Genomic DNA, 18313 nt, shown 5'->3' on the forward strand with positions numbered 1-18313 from the left:
TCACATGAGGTGGCAACGCTAGCGGCAGATGAGAGCGCAGCGAAGTTGAGCGACTGCTTTGTGTTGCATCCGTGTGTTGGTGGTGGACTTCTAGTCCAGGTCTTGACCATCCGTTATGAAGGGTGCGCGCCGTTTTCGCCCTCGCATGACCCTACTGGCTAATTCGGGCCTGGGTCTGGGTGAGGTCTACGTGGTGGTGGTGGATCTCGTCCGTGGTCGACCGCGAGGTATGACGGGAGCCTGATCCAGGCCTCTCGTGATCAGGACGTGGACGCGTGGTGTCCGGTCCTGGATCGTGGGCCACCGCACCGGCCTTGATCGCCGTTTTGGCACTGGAGTGGTCGTAGGAATGCGCCCGTCACGACCATGCCAGGGCCAAAACAGCGATCAAGCCCACGCGCAGCCAGGCTCCGCTTCCGTATAGGCCAGCAGGGTCTCGGGTGGTCGTGAATCGGGCCTGGCCGCAACCATTCGAGGGCCAAAACGGCGATCATGATCAAGGTGTGGAGCGGGCAGACCTTGTCGGGCGCGGCGCTACGCCGACTGAGAGGCCGTCGAGGAGAGGAACGCGGAGGCGCTGAGCAGGTCGGACACCGCGGTTGTCACCGGATCGATCACGGTCGTCGGCCCGGCACTCGTCGGCTCGGTGACCGGCGGTTCGGTGGTGACCGGCGGGTTCGTCGTCGGAGCCGGTGCCGCGCTTGTCGTGACCGGCGGTGTGGTGCGCGGCGGAGTGGTGACAGGCGTCGTCGGCTCGATGATCGGCGGTGTCGTCGTCGGCCCGGCCGGCGGCGACGGACGCGGCGGCGTGGTGATCGCTGGCACGGTCACCGGCGGCACGGTCACCGCCGGCAGTGTCCTGGGACCGGCGCTCGACGGGATCGTGACCGGCGGAAGGATCACGCCAACCGGTTCCGCGGGCGGGGGCGGCGCGAAGCCGGGAGCCGTCGAGCCGGGCTTCTTCTCCGACTTCGCGTCCGGACGACCGCCCGAGGCCGACGGATGAACCTCGCCTGGGGCCGGCGGCGGGGCGACGCTCGCCTCGACGGTGGGTGTTACCGCTGCTGGACCGGTATCGAGCTCCAACAGTGGACCAATGCTCCAGCTCGCCGTGGAGTTCGGTGCGTCCTCGGCGCTGAGCGCGGCGGTCGCTCCCTTGCCGTGGCTGGTTATCACCATCACGAACACGATGAGCCCAGTCGGGACGACGACCATCACGGCGGCAACGAGCCGCCGCTCGAACGTCGACACTCGCCGGGCGGTGAGCCAGGCGACCACCGGAACGAGCGCGAAGAGAACGCAATAGATCAGCACCCTGAGCATTCCACGCCCCAAGCCGCCTTTGGCGATGTGATCCGCTCACCATACGACCGATGCGCCCGATATGACCATCCCATGGCGCACATCCGACGCGTCATCTGGCGAAATATGGTCGCCGTAGGTCACCACGCTGGAACGATTTGGTAACAGCGTGTTGGTTGGTTGGACGTAGTTGTGCTGGTAGCGAGAGGCGCTGGGCGGCGGGCCGAATTGTCAGGCACGATCGGAAGCACCATGACGCTTGCTGCCACCACCGACCTCGTCGACGCCCTGCCTCCGGGCGGGCTGCCCGCCGCACGCCTGGATCCGCTCGGCGAGGACGCGATCTACGCGACTTTCGAGGAGTGGGCGCGCGATCGAGGGCTGTCCCTCTATCCGCACCAGCAGGAGGCGCTCATCGAGGTCGTCTCCGGGGCGAACGTCATCCTGGCCACCCCGACCGGGTCGGGCAAGAGCATGGTGGCCGCCGGCGCGCACTTCGCCGCGCTCGCGACCGGTCGTCGCACCTACTACACCGCGCCGATCAAGGCCCTCGTCTCGGAGAAGTTCTTCGCGCTCATCGAGATATTCGGCGCCGAGAGCGTCGGCATGATCACCGGGGACGCGGGCGTCAACGAGCAGGCGCCCATCATCTGCTGCACGGCGGAGATCCTCGCCAACCTGGCGCTGCGCGAGGGTGCCGACGCCGATGTCGGCCAGGTCGTGATGGACGAGTTCCATTTCTATGCCGACCCGGGCCGTGGCTGGGCCTGGCAGGTGCCGCTCATCGAGCTGCCGCAGGCCCAGTTCGTCCTGATGTCGGCGACGCTCGGCGACGTCGCCCGGTTCGAACGCGACCTGACTCGCCGCACCGGTCATCCGACCGCGGTCGTGCGCTCAGCCGACCGCCCGGTTCCGCTCTATTTCCAGTACGTCATGACGTCGCTGCAGGAGACCATCGAGGAGCTGCTCTCCACGCACCAGGCGCCGGTCTACATCGTGCACTTCACCCAGGCCTCGGCGCTGGAACGCGCCCAGGCGCTGACCAGCATCAACGTCGCGACGAAGGCCGAAAAAGAGGAGATCGCGACGGCGATCGGCGGCTTCCGCTTCAGCTCCGGCTTCGGTAAGACCCTCTCCCGGCTCGTCCGCCATGGGATCGGCGTGCACCACGCCGGGATGCTGCCGAAATACCGACGGCTCGTCGAGGTCCTCGCCCAGGCCGGGCTGCTGAAAGTCATCTGCGGGACGGACACGCTGGGCGTCGGCATCAACGTGCCGATCCGCACGGTTATGTTCACGTCATTGTCGAAGTACGACGGGACCAGGAACCGCATCCTCACGGCCAGGGAGTTCCACCAGATCGCCGGCCGGGCCGGTCGGGCCGGGTACGACACCGCCGGTTACGTCGTCGTGCAGGCTCCCGAGCACGTCATCGAGAACGAGAAGGCGCTGGCGAAGGCTGGCGACGACCCGAAGAAACGGCGCAAGGTCGTCCGCAGGAAGCCGCCCGAGGGCCAGGTCGGATGGGGGCAGCCGACCTACGACCGGCTCATCGTTGCCGAGCCCGAGCCGCTGACGTCGCACTTCGTCGTCACCCACTCGATGCTGCTGAACGTCATCTCCCGGCCCGGCGACGCGTTCACCGCGATGCGCCATCTGCTCACCGACAACGACGAGGACCTGGCCGCGCGGCGCAGGCACATCCGCCGCGCCATCGCGATCTACCGTGCACTGCTCGCGGCCGGCGTCGTGGAGAAGCTCGAGCAGCCGGACGCCACGGGGCGCACGATCCGGCTTACCGGCGACCTTCAGTTCGACTTCGCGCTGAACCAGCCGCTGTCGCCGTTCGCGCTCGGCGCGCTCGACCTGCTCGACCGGGAGGCGCCGGACTATCCGCTCGACGTTCTGTCCGTCATCGAGTCGATCCTGGACAACCCTCGGCAGGTGCTGTCCGCGCAGCAGTTCAAGGCGCGCGGCGAGGCGGTCGCGGCGATGAAGGCCGAAGGCCTGGACTACGACGACCGGATGGAGGCGCTGCAGGAGGTCACCTATCCGAAGCCGCTCGACGAGCTGCTGACCGCGGCGCTGGAGATCTACCGGCACGGCGCACCCTGGGTCGACGACTACGAGTTGGCGCCGAAGACGGTGGTCCGGGACATGTACGAGCGGGCGATGACGTTCACCGAGTACGTCAGCTTCTACGGCCTGGCCCGCTCGGAAGGGCTCCTGCTGCGCTATCTGGCCGACGCCTACAAGGCGCTGCGCCAGACCGTGCCCGACACGGCCCGGACCGAGGAGCTGTCCGATCTGATCGAATGGCTCGGCGAGCTGGTTCGTCAGGTCGACTCAAGCCTGCTCGACGAGTGGGAGCGGCTGCGTAACCCAAACGCGGCCAACCTGGCCGAGGCCGCCGCGATCGAGCATGGCGACCGGCTCAGCGACAAACCACCGGCCGTCACCAGGAACGTCCGGGCTTTCCGGGTGCTCGTGCGGAACGCGCTGTTCCGGCGAGTCGAGCTCGCGGCGCTGCGCCGGTGGGACGAGCTCGGGGACCTCGACGGCGGGGCCGGTTGGAACGCCGACGCCTGGGAGGACGCGCTCGCGCCGTTCTTCGACGAGCATGGCGAGATCGGGACCGGCGCGGACGCCCGCGGCCCGAAGATGCTCATCGTCGACACGGCTACCCAGCCCGGCACCTGGATGCTCCGCCAGATCTTCGACGATCCTGCCGGTGACCACGACTGGGGTATCAGCGCCGAGGTCGATCTCGCCGAGTCCGACGAGATCGGCGCCGCCGCGCTCACCGTCACCGCCGTCGACCAGCTCTGACGCCCGACCAGCTCTGACCGCCCAGAATGGCGAACCGCCCCGGCCCTGACAGGAGGGAGGCCGGAGCGGTTCTGCTCCCACACCTCGCGGGGACGGAGCGTGGGAGTGCCTGGGTGCCGGCGGGCTGGCCGGGTCGCTCGCCCGCCGGCTGACCGGCAGCCGTCGCGCGGCGGCCGGAGGTGGGCCTGGTCCGGACTAGCCGAACAGGGCCTGGTGGGTCTGCGATCCGACGACCCCGTCGGCGGGAAGGCCGTGGCTGCCCTGGTAGGCGCGCACGACGCCGTCGGTCTGCGGGCCGAAGTAGCCGTCGACCGCGATCGTGTAGCCAAGGCCCGAAAGCTTCGCCTGCAGCTGGCGGACCGCGTCCAGGTAAGAGCTGTGGTTCGCCGCCTGCGACAGGTACCAGGCGTTCGCCGGCACGGCGGGGGCCGCCTTGGCCAGGGACACCGGAGCGGCCGAGACGGTACCGCTGCTGACCGCGTTCGCGGCGGCGTAGCCACGCGACAGGTACGAGCGGTACGCGCCGTTCGTGTAGGTGCTCCAAGCGCTCGGACCGGAGCCCTTGCAGACCTGGGTCGCGGCCCAGGCGTTGGTCGCCGGGTCGTAGAGGTTGCGGCTGCCTACCCAGCTGCTGTGAGCCCACATGTTGATCTGCCAGAGGCCGCGCGAGTCCTCGATGCCGGTGGCGTGGGCGTAGGTGTTGCCACTCGACTCGGCCAGCGCGATCGCGACCCAGGTCGAGAGGGGGACACCGCGGCAGCTGTCGAGACCGGCGCTGTGCGCGTAGGCCGCGATCTGCGCGTCGGAGATGACGCTGCTGGCGGCGCTGGCAGGAGCGACGCCGGTGAAGATCGCGGCGCCCGCGGTGGCGCTCATGACACCGGCGGCGATAATCGACGAACTGCGGCGACGGGAATTAGTCTTCTTGCGGTGACGGCCCTTGAGCATTCTGGAGGAATCTTTCCCGCACGCCTGTGAGGTTAGCTGTCGGGTTCGGGCCGGGAAGCCCGGCCAGCCTTTCTTCCGAGGACGCTCGGGAAACGGCTGGCTTAACCCCAAGGGCGCGCGCTGCGCGCGGGCCCGGAGGAACATGGTTCCCCCACTTCTGCCCTGGCGATCTCTAGGAGGGGGCACCGGACCGGGGGCAGAACTCGGCGTCCGAAACGGTGCTTTGTTGCGACCGGGGAAACCGTAACTAACTACTCGACGTAGCCACAAGCCGCTGACCAGGGCAGCTGTCCGGCAGATCTGTCACTCTCCGTGCAATGCACTGAGGCCAGGTGCCTGCCAAAAGCGATCTGTGACGAGGGTCACGGTGTTCTGCGCGAAAATGTGGGAACACGGGTCGGTTGTTCCGCAAACGACTGTCGCGCAATGGATCCGAGAGGCCGCCCTGGCGAGGTTCACATTTCCGCTGCGCGGCAGGTCTGCTGCGATACGTGAACCCCGCGCTCGTTACGCTCTGATGTCTCAACCGTCGCCGGGGGCCGTTTGTGTCCCGTGGTTGGCGTGGTGGCCGCCACGTTGTGTGGTCATCGCGGTGATGGGCGCTGCGCCCGACACTCGGGCCGCGGACTTTGTCGCGAATTCCAGGGCGCCGACCGGCGCGGCCGATAGACGGCGATCGTTTTCCTGAACGCCGCGGTGATGCGGTGGGCCGCTTGGCGTTGCCGCGCTCCGCTGCGAGTCCGGGGCGAGGCCCGTGCCGGATGCGCTACGGGTTCGACGGGACGCGAACAGTTAACAGCTAATGAACTGTCCGTGATGCGACAGTCGCGAAGGTCGTCAGCGAAGGTACCTTTTGGGTCAATCGTTCGACTATCGCGTCGGAGCCGACGCGGCAGGTGCTCGATCGCGCGGGTGGGAGCGTCGTCAGGTGCTCGGCACGATCAGGAACCACCTGGACACGTTCATCTCCGGGTTGGGGCTGCTGGCGACCCTGGCCGGCTGGATGGTCGACCGGTTCCTCGGTGACCGCCGGGTCGTGACCTACCGGGTGCACCTCAACAGCAAGATCGGCGTGACTCCGCGGTCGGTCGCGAGCAACTTCGACTTCGAGATCCGCCACCGCGGTCAGCCCGTGCCCGACGGCAGCCTCGTCCTGCTGAGGTTGAAGAACGCGGGACGGCTCGACGTCGGCCGGGAGGACGTCAGCGCCGAGTCTCCGATCACCTTCACGTTCCCCGGCCGCACGGTTCAGGCTGTCCAGATCTTCGAGCCCAGCCCAGCCTCCCTCGGTGGGGTGATCCAGCCGGAGTTCGCCGGTGAGACGGTCCGCATCCCGCAGTTCGAGCTGAACCGTGGCAACCGCTTCAAGCTTCTGGTGCTGCTGTCCGGCGACCGGACGGAAGTCGGCGCCGGTGGCTACATCCGCGGTGGCCGGGTGGAACGCGACAGCGACCGCCGGCGCAACCGAGGTCTCGTCTTCGGTGGGCTCTCCCTGCTGCTCGCCGGCCTGCTCATCGGCCTGCTGATCGTCAACCACACGGGCGGGACGCCGAGCGCGATCCGCTGCGTCCGTGGTGAGCTTCGGATCGAGGGCTCCACGGCGTTCGCTCCAGTGGTGAAGAGCATCGCGGACGAATACCACCACAGTTGTGGGAACGCGTCCGTCACCGTCGTCGCCGACGGCAGCATCACCGGCCTGCGGTCGGTCGAGGGCGCTGGCAGGGCGAACGCCGGCGACGCGGGCACCCGGCTCGCGATGTCCGACGGTGCCGCGTCCGGGGAGTTCGGCTCCCTGGTGGCGCGACCGGTCGCGGTCGTCGTCTTCTCGCTCGTGGTGAACCAGTCGACCGGGGTCCACGATCTGACCGTCGCCCAGGTCCGCGACATCTACGCCGGCCGCGTGACGAACTGGAAGCAGGTCGGTGGGGCGGACCTCGCGATCCGGATCGTCTCCCGGGGATCCGAGTCGGGGACCCGTGGAGCGTTCGAACGCCGGGTGCTCGGCACCCCGGAACCGGCCGTCTCGTCCAACGACTGCATCAGCAAGGACCGTGATCCCCAGGCGGCGACGATCCGCTGCGAGTTCGGCACCGAAGCGACCCTGCTCGACGAGGTCTCCCGGACACCCGGCGCGATCGGCTACGCCGAGCGCGGCGCCGCGGCCACCTACCAGAAGGTCAACGAGGTCAAGCTCGGCGGCTGGGAGGCGGACCTGAGCACCGTCGAACGCGGCGAGTACCCGTTCTGGGAGGTCGAGTACTTCTACACCTACGGCAACCCGGCCGGGGACAGCCTGCTCTCGGCCTTCCTCGAATACGCCACCCTCGACTCGGCGAAGAACCTGCTTCGGGCCGACAGCTTCACGCCCTGCGTCGACCGCGCCAAGAACCTGATGACCACGCTGTGCGCCCAGCACTGACGGGAAGCGCTCGGTCAGGGCTGGAAGCGGTAGCCCATGCCCGGATCGGTGAGCAGGTGCCGGGGGCGGGCGGGGTCTTCCTCTAGCTTCTGGCGAAGACGGTTCAGGTAGGTGCGCAGGTAGTGGGTCTCCGATCCGTAGTTGGCGCCCCAGACCTCGGTGAGCAGCTGACGTTGGGTGACGAGCTTGCCCGGGTGGCTGAGGAGCACCTTGAGCAGGCCCCACTCGGTCTTCGTCAGGTGGATCTCCTCCACCGGCTCCGCGGGGACGCCGTCGCCCGGGTGGTCCGCCGCCGCGGTTGCTTCGACGGGCGGTTCACGGCCCGGTGGTTCGCCGGGCGCGGCCTCGTCGACTGCACTGGATGCCGGCGCGGCTGACCGGGTGACGCGGTGGGCAGCCAGATCGACGGTCACGCGGCCGAACCGGACGATGGGGCTCGCTGACTGCTCGCCGGTGCGGCGGGCGACGGCGCGCAGCCGGGCGAGCAGCTCGTCGATGCCGAACGGCTTGGTGATGTAGTCGTCGGCGCCGGCATCCAGGGCGCCGACCTTGTCCCGACTGTCCGCGCGGCCCGACAGCACCACGATCGGCACCCGTGTCCAGCCTCGCAGGCCGTGGATCACCTCGACGCCGTCCAGGTCGGGCAGGCCGAGATCGAGGATCACGATGTCCGGTCGAGTCGCTGCGGCGGCGGTGAGCGCGGTGGCGCCGGTATCCGCGAGGACCACCTCGTAACCGCGGGCACGCAGGTTGATCCGCATCGCCCGCAGGATCTGCGGCTCGTCGTCAACGATCAAGACCCGGGTCATCGCGGACCCCCTGCTGCCGCCGGACCCTCTGATGTTGCCGGACCCTCTGATGTCGCCGGACCTACAGCCTCGTCGGTGCTCCCGCTGGCGGCCGGAAGCTCGACGACCATCGTGAGGCCGCCGCCGGGGGTGTCCTCCGGGGTGAGGGTCCCGTTCATCGCCTCGGTCAGGCCGCGGGAGAGCGCGAGACCGAGGCCGGTGCCGACCGTGTTGTCGCGGTCGCCGAGTCGCTGGAACGGCTGGAAGATCGCGTCACGGTCCGTCTTGGGCACGCCGGGGCCGCGGTCGACGACGCGGATCTGCACCCGGTCGCCGAGCGTGCTCGCACTGACGAGCGGTGGCGACCCCGCCGGAGAGAATCGGATCGCGTTGGCGACCACGTTCGCGATGACACGCTCCAACAACACTGGATCGGCGCGCATCGCCGGAACCTCCGGGTCCGCGCTGACCTGGATGCGTACTCCGACGGCATCCGGCCCCAGACAGTCGAGCGCGAGCGCCACCACGTCCTCGACGTGGACCGCCCGTGGAAACACCGACAACACCCCCGCCTGGAGACGACTCATGTCGAGCAGGTTCTCGACCAACGTCGTCAGCCGGTCGAGCGACTCGTCCGCGGTGGCGACCAGCTCGGCCCGTTCCTCCGGCGACCAGACGACATCCTCGGCCCGCAGGCCGGTGACGGCCGCCTTGGCCGCCGCCAACGGAGTGCGCAGGTCATGGCTGACCGCGGTGAGCAGAGCGGAGCGGACCCGGTCCGCCTCGGCGAGTGGCTTGACGGAGGCGGCCTCCTGCGCCAGCCGGAGCCGTTCCGCCGCGGTGGCCGCCTGCGCGGCGAACCCGGCGAGCAGCCGCCGGTCCGCGGCCGGCAGCGGCCGACCGCGGAGGACGAGCGTGAACCGGCCGGCTGGCACCTCGACGTCGCCATCAGAGGGGTGTTCCGCCGGCCTCGGACCTACGTTCGCCACGATCTCCCAAAGGTCGCGGCCTGACCCAGGCGGCGGCGGATTCGAGGCCTCGTCGCCGGATCTGGCCGCCAACAAGGTCACCGACGTCATGCCGAACCCCTCGCGGACGCGTTCCAGGATCGCCGGCAGTGGATGCTCGCTGCGCAGGACGGTGCCGGCGAGCGTCGCGAGGGTCTCTGCTTCGGCGCTCGCCCGGGCCGCCTGCACCGAACGGCGCCGAGCGAGGTCGACAACCCGGCTCACGGCGATGGCGACCGCCACGAACGCCGCCAGCGCGAACGCGTTGTTGCGATCGTCGATCGTCCAGGTGTGCAGCGGCGGGGTGAAGTAGTAGTTCAACAGCAACGAGGCCGCGACCGCCGCGGCGAGCGCCGGCCAGATCCCGCCGATGAAGGCCGCCGCGACGACGACCAGCAGGTAGAGCAGCGTGTCGGAGGTCAGGTTGACCTCGGGTCGGCTTGAGGTCGCCAGCACGGTGAGCAGCGCCAGGGCACCGCCGGCGATCGTGAACCCGGCCAGTTGACGGCTCGCCGCCAGGCTCAGCGGCGACGCCCGCCGCTTGGCACGCCCAGCGCCGAAAACCCAGGCTCCGCCCGTCTTCGATGCGTCCTCGCCTGGTGCGCGCGTTCCGCGGCCGCCGGCGCTGGACTCCTCGTGGGTGACGAGATGCACGTCGATCGACCCCGAGCGGGCCGTCGTCGTGACGCCGACGCCGCGGCTGACCAGGTGCGCGAACCGGCCACGCCGGCTCGCGCCCAGCACCAGCTGGGTGGCGTTCTCGGCGCGAGCGAAGTCCAGCAGCGCCTTCGGGACGTTGTCGCCGAGGACGAGGTGGTAGCTGCCACCGAGGCTCTCGACGAGCGCGCGCTGGCGGGCCAGCGCCGCCGGGTCCGCGCCCGTGACCAGGCCGTCCGGCCGGCTGACGTGGACGGCGAGCAGGTCGCTGCCACCGGTGGAACGGGCCGCGATCCGGGCCGCTCGGCGGATCAGTGTGTCGCCTTCCGGCCCGCCCGTGATCGCGACGACAACCCGCTCACGGGCCTCCCAGGTGTCGGTGATGCCGTGATCGACCCTGTAGTCGTCCAACTGCTCCTCGACCTTGCCGGCGACCCAGAGCAGGGCGAGCTCGCGCAGCGCGGTCAGGTTGCCGACCCGGAAGTAGTTGGCCAGCGCGGCGTCGACCTTGTCGGCCGCGTAGACGTTTCCGTGCGCCATCCGGCGGCGTAGCGCCTCCGGGGCCATGTCGACCAGCTCTACCTGGTCCGCCGCCCGGACCACCGCGTCGGGGATGGTCTCCCGCTGTGGCACCCCGGTGATCGTGCTGACAACGTCGTTGAGTGACTCGAGGTGCTGGATGTTCAGAGTCGTGACGACATCGATGCCGGCGCCGAGCAGATCCTCGACGTCCTGCCATCGCTTGGCATTCCGGGAGCCGGGGACGTTCGAGTGCGCGTACTCGTCGACGAGGGCCAGCGCCGGCTTGCGCGCGAGCACCGCGTCGACGTCCATCTCGGTGAAGCGGGCGCCGCGATGGTAGACGGTCCGCCGCGGGACGATCTCGAACTCGCCGATCATCTCGGCGGTGAGGTGGCGGCCATGCGTCTCCACCAGGCCGATCACGGTGTCGGTGCCGCGTCCGGCCCGGCGATGGCCCTCGGAGAGCATCGCGTAGGTCTTGCCGACGCCGGGAGCGGCGCCCAGGTAAATCCGCAGCCGGCCTCGCCGCGGCCCGTCGACGGCGTCGGAGGTCATGTGCGTGGTCCGGTCCTGTCTGGTCGTCGTAGTGCGCTGGCCATGGCGTTCAGCCGACGTGGACGGCGGGTCGCCGGGAACGATCTGGTTCGGCCTCGCGGAGCACCTCGCGGGTGATCGGGGCGACCTCCCCGACGCCGAAGATCAGGAACCGGATCAGGTTGGTGAACGGGTTCCCTTCCGTCCACTCGAAGTAGATGTGCGGGCGAGTACCGGTGGTGTCACGCACGTAGAGCAGCAGCGCGGCGATCGCGTTGGGTACCGAGGTGCTGGTCAGCCGCAGCACGCGATAGCCGTGCAGGTCGAGGCCGGTGACATCGAGGGCACATTCGAACTCGGACGCGTCGGTGATCGCCACCTCGACGAACAACAGGGGGTCTCCGGCGGGGATGTGCGCGTCTCGACGGATCTGCGCCTCCTTGCCGCGGTACTCGGCCGCCTCACCAGTGTCGGGCTCGTTGGCCACCAGCCGCAGATCCGCGGGCTCACCGTCCCCCGAACCGTCGCGTCGGCTCGTCGCCGCCACGTCCGCGATGAACTCGCGTGCGGCCGCGTCGGCGTGGACTTCGGTGACCCGGAGTTCGAACGCTCGCACCGACCGGGAGATGAACGAGACGGTCACGATCACGACGATGAAGATCGACGCGATGATCAGACCATCCGGCCGTTCGAAGACGTTGGCGATCGTCGTGTAGATGAAAACGGCCGTGATCAGGCCGAAGCCGATGAGCCGTTTGGTCGAGCGTCGCCCGTCGGCCCTGCGGCGCAATCCGGACAACGTCACCGCCAGCGAGGCCGAGGTGATCAGAACGAGCACTCCGGTGGCGTAGGCGCCGCCCTGCTTGTCGACGCTGGCGTCGAAGACCCAGGTGATCAAAAACCCGATGCCGACGAATACCAGGACGAGCGGGCGAACCGCCCGGGTCCACCGCGGAGCCATGCCGTACCTGGGCAGGTAGCGCGGGACCAGGTTAAGTAGCCCGGCCATCGCGGAGGCTCCCGCGAACCACAGGATCGAGATGGTGCTGACGTCGTAGGCGGTGCCGAACGCCTTACCGAGCAGTTCGTGGGCGAGGTAGGCGAGGGCTCGGCCGTTGGCGGGCCCACCGGTCTGGAAGTCCTGCTCCGGGATCAGCCACACCGTCACCAGGCTGCTGGCCAGCAGGAAGCAGCTCATGATCAAGGCGGCCGTCGTGAGCAGCCGGCGGGCGCCCCGGATCCGGCCGTGGGGATGCGCTTCCGTGTCGGTCTCGTCCCCCCGGATCAGCGGCATGACGGCGACACCGGTCTCGAAGCCGGACATGCCGAGCGCGAGCTTTGGGAACACGATCAGGGCGAATCCGACCAGCAGGAACGGATTGGGGTGCTGGGCGATCAGGAGCCGGTGCCAGTCGCCGATGACATGGGGTTCGCTCACGACCTTGCTGAACGCGGCGACCATCACCACCAGGTTCAACGACAGGTACACGACGACCAGTACGACGGCGAGGCCGACGGCCTCGGTGAAGCCCCGCAAGAACACCGCTCCCAGCAGCGCCAGCAGGAACAGCGTGATCAGCATCGACTCGCCGTGCAGCACGGCCGGTGTGTACGGATTCTCGACGATGTGCGCCGACGCGTCCGCGGCCGACAGCGTCATCGTGATGATGAAGTCGGTGGCGGCGAAGCCGAGCAGGGCGAGCACGAGCAGCTTGCCCGCCCACCAGGGCAGGAAATGCTCGAGCATCGCGATCGAGCCCTCGCCGTGCGGGCTCTCGTGCGCCACTCGCCGGTACACCGGCAGCGCACCGGCCAGGGTCAGCACGATCAGGACAAGCGTCGCGACCGGACTGACCGCGCCGGCGGCGAGCACCGCGATGCCCGGCTGGTAACCCAGCGTCGAGAAGTAGTCGACCCCGGTCAGGCACATGACCCGCCACCACCGGTGCATCCGGTGCGCCTCGGCCGGCGGCTGAGCGTGCGGGCCGGCGTGCTGTTGTGACTGCTCGGCCAGGCCTTGGAGCAGCCAGGCCCGCAGGCCATGCCGGTAGCGACCGCTTCTGCTCGGGCTGGCCGGTCCGCTCACCTGCTGGCGCCGTTCCGACGGCGGCGCGGGCTGCGGGACGCCGGCTGTTTCGAATGGGCCACGGCGTTCGAATGGGCCACAGTGTTCGAGAGGGTCACTGCGTTCGATTGGGCCGGGGTGTTCGGGGCCAGGGTGTTCTCGGCCAGGGTGTTCTGGGTCACAATGGCCGTTCTCGGCCGGCTGGACGTTGTCCGGCGCGTTGGCAGGGTACCGCGGCCGCGTGGTCACCAGTGCCTCCATCGGCAGTCTGCGCGCCCAGGCCGAGGCTGCCGAGCCGCCGAGGCGGGTTGCCCGGCTCCCTGGGTTTTGACCGCAATACATCGTGGGGGCGACAAGCCGGCACGAAGATCCTTATTAATGGTTTGTTGACGCCCCCCAGGCCGGCACACGGGCCTACGCTTCCCGCCAGGCGGGCTCCTGTCCCATCAACGGGCCGTCTTGCCTGCCCGGGGCCTCCGCTGCCGGCCGTCGTCGACGGCGGCACCAGGGTGGGTCGCCAGCGGAGCACACTGATCGCCGAGCTGCGCGCAGGAGTTCGGGAAAGCCGCTCGTCGGCGGAGATTCGAGGAATTTCGTAATCGCTGTCGATATGTAGTCCGGTGCCCGCTGCCCAGGAACGCGGTCGTGTCAACGCCGAGTGGAAAGTCGGCCCTGCCTCGTCAATATCGCGTATATGCGGCGTCCGTTGCTCCGTGTTCGGGCGAGCCTGGCAGTAGGTCGGCCGAGGCTCCCGGGCGGTAAGCCGAAACGCCTAGGCCGGTAGGCAGCGATCGGGCGACGAATCGCCGCGGTCACCGGTGGGGGTCGGTGGCGTCGGCGGCGGAGCCGGAAGGAAGGCGTCATGCGGTCACCGGCAGCTGATCATCATGGGTCCGCTGGTATGGCAGGTCGCTCCGGCGCGGGCCAGCGCCCGGCCGTGCGCGTGCCTACCGCGCCGTTCGAGGTGGTGCTGGCCGCGGGCTTCGTCGGCTTCCTGATCCTCTGCGCGGGATTCAGCTCGATGTCCGGGGTGCGGCACGACGGACTGTTTCTGCTGTGCGCCCTCGTCGCGGTGCTGTGCTGGTGGGCGTCGCCGGTCGCGGCCGCGGCTGTCGGCACGCTGGCCTGGCCGTTCTATCTGGGCTGGGTCGTCCGCGACGACGGTCAGCTCACCCTGCGCGGCTGGCTGGACCCGCTCGTGCTGGCCGTTTTCGTCGGCATCGCGCTGCTGGTCGTCACCCTGCGCAAGGCGTTGACCTGGTCGGCCCAGGGCCGCCGCACCGAGACCAACGCCGCCGAGGCTCGCACGGTTGGGACCGTGGACGTCGAGGCGGCTGGCGCCGCGGCCCTGTTCCAGCGGCTTCCGCGCCGCTCGCCGCGTTCGACGAAGCGCGCTCCCGGCCAGCGCGGGACCCGCCAGGCAGGGAAGGTCAACCAGCTCTGAGCTTGGCGCCGACCGCCGCGGTTCGAGGCTGATCGTGCCGCCCGCCGCACGGTCGGCGGTCCGTGGACGGGACCGAGAGTTCACGATGCGTTGACGCTGCGGGCGAGGACAGCCGCGCTGACCAGGACTTATCGTGCGGTTCATCCTCCGGGCCGCAAGGGGCCGGTTCAGGCGGCTGAACAGCCGCGACGGGTGGGGTCGAGGCGGTTCATGGATGTTCGGCTGGTGACGAGGGCCGGTGTCGAGCGGCACCCCGTCGAGGCGCTTGGCGAACTGCTCCGCCGGGTCTCGGCCGTCCCTGACGTCGGCGGCGAGGCCGAGGGCGCCGACGGCGCCGACGCGGCGGAGACCGGCGCGGAGTTCGTCTGGGTCGACATCCCGAGCTGCGAAAAAAACGCGGAACGGGTGCTGCTGGACGTTTTCGGCTTCCATCCACGGGCGGTGCACGACTGCGCCGAGCGAAATCTGGTAGCCAAGACGCATTCCTACGCGGACCATGTCTTCGTCGTGCTCCACGGCCCGGAGCAGGGCACCGGCGGACACGTGCACTACATCGAGCTCGACCAGTTCATCGGCCGCCATTTCCTGGTTACGGTGCACGGGCCGATCAACCCCGCCGTGGACCCGTCGGTGGCGCTGCGCGAGACCAGTTCCGTGCTGGCGCGCATGGACGCCGGCCGGCTTCGGCCTGCGAGCGCCTTCGATCTGTCGCATGCGATCGTGCTCGCCCTCGCGGCCAACCAGGAGAGGTTCGTCGAGGCCCTGACCGCCGATGTCTGGGGCCTGGAGCAACGGGTGATCGCCGGCCATTTCGGCGAGCCGGAGCCCTTTCTCGACGAGTTGTTCCGGGCCCGGCACGGCCTGCTCGCCGCCCGCACGATCAGCGCGCTGAACAGGGAGACCTACGCGCGGCTCATGGGCCGAGCCTGGGCGCTCCCGGCCGGGGTCAGGCCGCTGCTCACCGAGATCACCGACGAGTTCGAGCAGGTTCGCGGCCTGGCCGACGTGCAGCGCGAGTACCTGCAGGGCGTCATCGAGTTCTACCGCACCCGGATCGATACCAAGATGACGATCGCCGCGGAACGGCTGGCGGTGATTGCCGCGATCACCCTGCCGATCACCGCGGTGTCCTCGATCTACGGCATGAACATCATCGTGAACACGAGGACGCGCCCCGAGCAGCTGATCGTCGTGCTGATCGCGATGGCCGCCATGTCCGCGGCGCTCCTGCGCTGGGCCAAACGCCGCGACTGGTGGTAGGCCGGTCCGGGCTGTGGCCGTCAGGTGCCCCGGCTGTCAGGTGCTTCGGCTGTCGGTGTCGCCGGCCGTCAGGAGCTGGGGTGGTCGGTGCGCATGGACTCCTTGAGTTCGCGACTGGCCTGGCGCAGGTCGCGTTTGACGTCCCGGTCGGTTCTGGCCGGCGTGCCTGGCTGTGTCGCCGCCATGACCTGATCCTGCTGGGGGAGACGGACTTCTACGACTGTCGGGCCGCCCGACGGGCTGGTCAGCGTGAAGGTGCCGTCCATCGCACGAACACGCTCGGTGAGCCCGGCGAGCCCACCTCCCGAGGTGGCGTTCGCGCCGCCGCGACCGTCGTCGGTGACGGTCAGTTCGATCGTCCGGCCGCGTTGCGCCACCCGGACGTCCGCGTTCGTCGCGCCGCTGTGCTTGCTGATGTTGGTGAGCAGCTCGGCGGTCGTGAAGTAGAGCAGTCCTTCGACGGCGCCGGAAGGGCGGCTCGGCAGATCGACGTTGACGGTGACCGGGACGATGCAGCGTCCAGCCACGTTCGACAGCGCCGCCCCGAGACCCCGCTCGGTGAGGATCGCCGGATGGATGCCACGGGCAAGGTTGCGTAGTTCCTCGAGCGCGACCTTTACCTCGCCGTGCGCCTGCTCCACCATCCGGGCCGCTGTGGCCGGATCCTCGTTCATCCGTTCCTTCGCGAGCCCCAGATCCATGGCCAGCGCGACGAGTCGGGCCTGGGCGCCGTCATGGAGGTCCCGTTCGATCCGGCGCCGGTCGGCAGCGGCGGCGTCGACCATGGTCTCCCGGCCCGCCTCCAGCTCGCGGATGCGCCGTTCCATCGCACTCGACGGCGAGAGCAGCGCCGACATCAACGCGCGGTCGACGGCGGCGAATCCGTACACGACGTAGGGCGCCACCGGCCAGAGGCCGACAAGGACCGTGAGCGTCACGCTGAACGAGACCACGCCCCAGGGGAGCCGGATCAGCAGATACAACGCCGCGCGCCAGCCGACCGGGTCGGAAAGCTGAGCCCACAACCAGCCGAAGAACCCTGAGTTACGAACCTGGACCTTCGACGGCGTCGCGATGTCGAGGCCCAGCAACGACCGGGCTCGTGCTCGGTCGACCCGCCCCCACATGCGGCAGATGATCAATCCGACGGCCAGCAGCGGAAGCCCGGTGATCGTGATCGCGAGGCCGCTGCCGAGGGTGAGCAGCACGACCATCGAGACGAACCCTGCGATGGCGAGCGGGAGGTTCAGCAGCTCGAACGTCACCTGCTTCCACGCCCGCGCACCGATCCCCATCAGGGGAAGCGGCTCCGATACTGGCTTGCGCGCATCGTCCGGCGTCAACCCTGCCGAACTGGACGCACCGCCCGGAGGGTCGTCAGGACGAGGCTTCGACGCCTCGACCTCAGCGTCGGCGTCGTCGGTGTCGAGCGCTTCGTCGGTGTAAGGCGCTGCGCCGGTGTCGGCCGCTTCGTCACTGTCGGCCGTGACGTCCGTGTCGGCTGTGGCGTCGGTGCCTGCCGTGACGTCCGTGACGTCGATGTTGGTCGCGACGTCGGTGTCGGTCGTGACGTCGGTGTCGGTCGTGACGTCGGTGCCTGCGTCGGCGTTGGCGTCGGCCGCGCCGGCCTGGTCGTCGACGCGGCCTTCTTCGTTGGTCTCGCTCGCGGTGTCGGTCTCAGCGTCCGGCAGGCTTTCGTTCGAACGGGTCTTCTCGAGAGCGACGACCTCGGCACCCGCAGCTTCGACGTCGCTCTGCGCCGAAACGCCCGTGTCCGGCTTATCGGGAGTGGCGCGTTCCGCTGCCACACGATCGGGTTCCACGGTTCCAGCCTGCCTTGTCGGCCAGGCCTCGCACCATAGGCCCAGGCCGCCCGCCCTGGTCGGGAGAACCCCACCCTGTGCCGGGGGTGTGCAGCCTGGCTGGGCGAAGGCCGGTGGGCCGCGCGGCACGAGTCGTGGCCCGGCGCTGCCCAGCTGACGCGGGATCGCGGAGCCACCGGTCGACGTCGCCGCACCGGCCCCGGATTACGTCGCCGCACCGGCGCCAGATAACACTGTGACCGTGACAAACGGGCAGGCAGGCTACTCAGGGACCGCGATGGCGCGGAAGCTCGGGGTCAAGGCCGGACACCAGGTCGTACTGTGCGGAGCACCGGCGGGCTGGGCGATCCCGGACCTTCCGGCCGACGTGACGAGCCAGCGGATCCCCACACCGCCGGCCGTCGATCCGGCCAGCCCGCAGCTCAGTGCGGCAAACCTCGTCGTCGCCTTCTGCCGGACGCCCGACGCGCTGGAGGCCGCGATCGCTGGCTTCGGCCGGGTGATCTTTCCGGCCGGCGCGCTGTGGATCGCCTGGCCACGCAAGGCGGCCGGGCACCGAAGCGACGTCACCGAGAACCTGATCCGTGACGAGGCGCTTCCGCTCGGCCTGGTCGACACCAAGGTCGCCGCCCTCGACGTCGACTGGTCCGCCCTCAAGCTCGTCTGGCGCAAGGAACGGCGATAGCCGCCTAATCCGTGAGAAACAGCAGGTCGG

11 protein-coding genes and 1 riboswitch are annotated in these 18313 nt (G+C 69.4%); of the genes, 5 read left to right on the forward strand and 6 right to left on the reverse strand.

Annotated elements, in window-relative coordinates:
- Positions 1 to 534: 534 nt before the first annotated feature.
- Positions 535 to 1314 (reverse strand): hypothetical protein, encoded by a 780-nt coding sequence (locus I6A60_RS07740; RefSeq protein WP_203018325.1) that lies wholly within the window; start codon positions 1312 to 1314, stop codon positions 535 to 537.
- Positions 1315 to 1554: 240 nt separating this feature from the next.
- On the opposite strand from I6A60_RS07740, the gene I6A60_RS07745 reads away from it, so the two are divergent.
- On the forward strand, positions 1555 to 4131 hold the full coding sequence (locus I6A60_RS07745) for an RNA helicase (RefSeq protein WP_238434981.1): 2577 nt from the start codon (positions 1555 to 1557) through the stop codon (positions 4129 to 4131).
- A 195-nt stretch (positions 4132 to 4326) separates the two neighbouring features.
- Here the strand turns inward: I6A60_RS07745 and I6A60_RS07750 are convergent, their stop codons facing one another.
- Positions 4327 to 5007 carry a peptidoglycan-binding protein gene (locus I6A60_RS07750; protein ID WP_238434982.1) on the reverse strand — a complete coding sequence of 227 codons (681 nt, stop codon included), beginning with the start codon at positions 5005 to 5007 and terminating at the stop codon, positions 4327 to 4329.
- A 78-nt stretch (positions 5008 to 5085) separates the two neighbouring features.
- Positions 5086 to 5257: riboswitch (cyclic di-AMP (ydaO/yuaA leader) on the reverse strand.
- 750 nt (positions 5258 to 6007) lie between these two features.
- On the opposite strand from I6A60_RS07750, the gene I6A60_RS07755 reads away from it, so the two are divergent.
- Positions 6008 to 7498 carry a substrate-binding domain-containing protein gene (locus tag I6A60_RS07755; RefSeq protein ID WP_307873572.1) on the forward strand — a complete coding sequence of 497 codons (1491 nt, stop codon included), beginning with the start codon at positions 6008 to 6010 and terminating at the stop codon, positions 7496 to 7498.
- Between the two features lie 14 nt (positions 7499 to 7512).
- On the opposite strand, the gene I6A60_RS07760 is transcribed toward I6A60_RS07755, so the two are convergent.
- The 3 genes from I6A60_RS07760 to I6A60_RS07770 are packed head-to-tail and all read right to left on the reverse strand — an operon-like array spanning position 7513 to position 13332.
- On the reverse strand, positions 7513 to 8307 hold the full coding sequence (locus I6A60_RS07760) for a response regulator (protein ID WP_203018321.1): 795 nt from the start codon (positions 8305 to 8307) through the stop codon (positions 7513 to 7515).
- Complete coding sequence (locus I6A60_RS07765) at positions 8304 to 11027, reverse strand: DUF4118 domain-containing protein (RefSeq protein WP_203018312.1); 2724 nt, start codon at positions 11025 to 11027, stop codon at positions 8304 to 8306. Before I6A60_RS07765 ends, I6A60_RS07760 begins: the two co-directional genes overlap by 4 nt.
- A gap of 49 nt (positions 11028 to 11076) precedes the next feature.
- A complete protein-coding gene (locus I6A60_RS07770) occupies positions 11077 to 13332 on the reverse strand; it encodes an amino acid transporter (RefSeq protein WP_238434983.1) in 2256 nt (751 codons plus the stop codon).
- 640 nt (positions 13333 to 13972) lie between these two features.
- On the opposite strand from I6A60_RS07770, the gene I6A60_RS07775 reads away from it, so the two are divergent.
- Complete coding sequence (locus tag I6A60_RS07775) at positions 13973 to 14515, forward strand: hypothetical protein (RefSeq protein WP_203055584.1); 543 nt, start codon at positions 13973 to 13975, stop codon at positions 14513 to 14515.
- Positions 14516 to 14725: 210 nt separating this feature from the next.
- On the forward strand, positions 14726 to 15775 hold the full coding sequence (locus I6A60_RS07780) for a magnesium transporter CorA family protein (RefSeq protein ID WP_203018306.1): 1050 nt from the start codon (positions 14726 to 14728) through the stop codon (positions 15773 to 15775).
- A 68-nt stretch (positions 15776 to 15843) separates the two neighbouring features.
- On the opposite strand, the gene I6A60_RS07785 is transcribed toward I6A60_RS07780, so the two are convergent.
- The gene (locus I6A60_RS07785; RefSeq protein ID WP_307873574.1) at positions 15844 to 17598 is read right to left on the reverse strand and encodes a sensor domain-containing protein; all 1755 of its coding nucleotides are present in this window, start codon (positions 17596 to 17598) and stop codon (positions 15844 to 15846) included.
- 235 nt (positions 17599 to 17833) lie between these two features.
- Between I6A60_RS07785 and I6A60_RS07790 the strand changes: the two genes are divergently transcribed.
- Complete coding sequence (locus tag I6A60_RS07790) at positions 17834 to 18283, forward strand: DUF3052 domain-containing protein (RefSeq protein WP_203018304.1); 450 nt, start codon at positions 17834 to 17836, stop codon at positions 18281 to 18283.
- Positions 18284 to 18313: the final 30 nt, after the last annotated feature.

The sequence above is a fragment of the Frankia sp. AgB1.9 genome (assembly GCF_016786355.1).
In the GTDB taxonomy this organism is placed as follows: Bacteria; Actinomycetota; Actinomycetes; order Frankiales; family Frankiaceae; genus Pseudofrankia.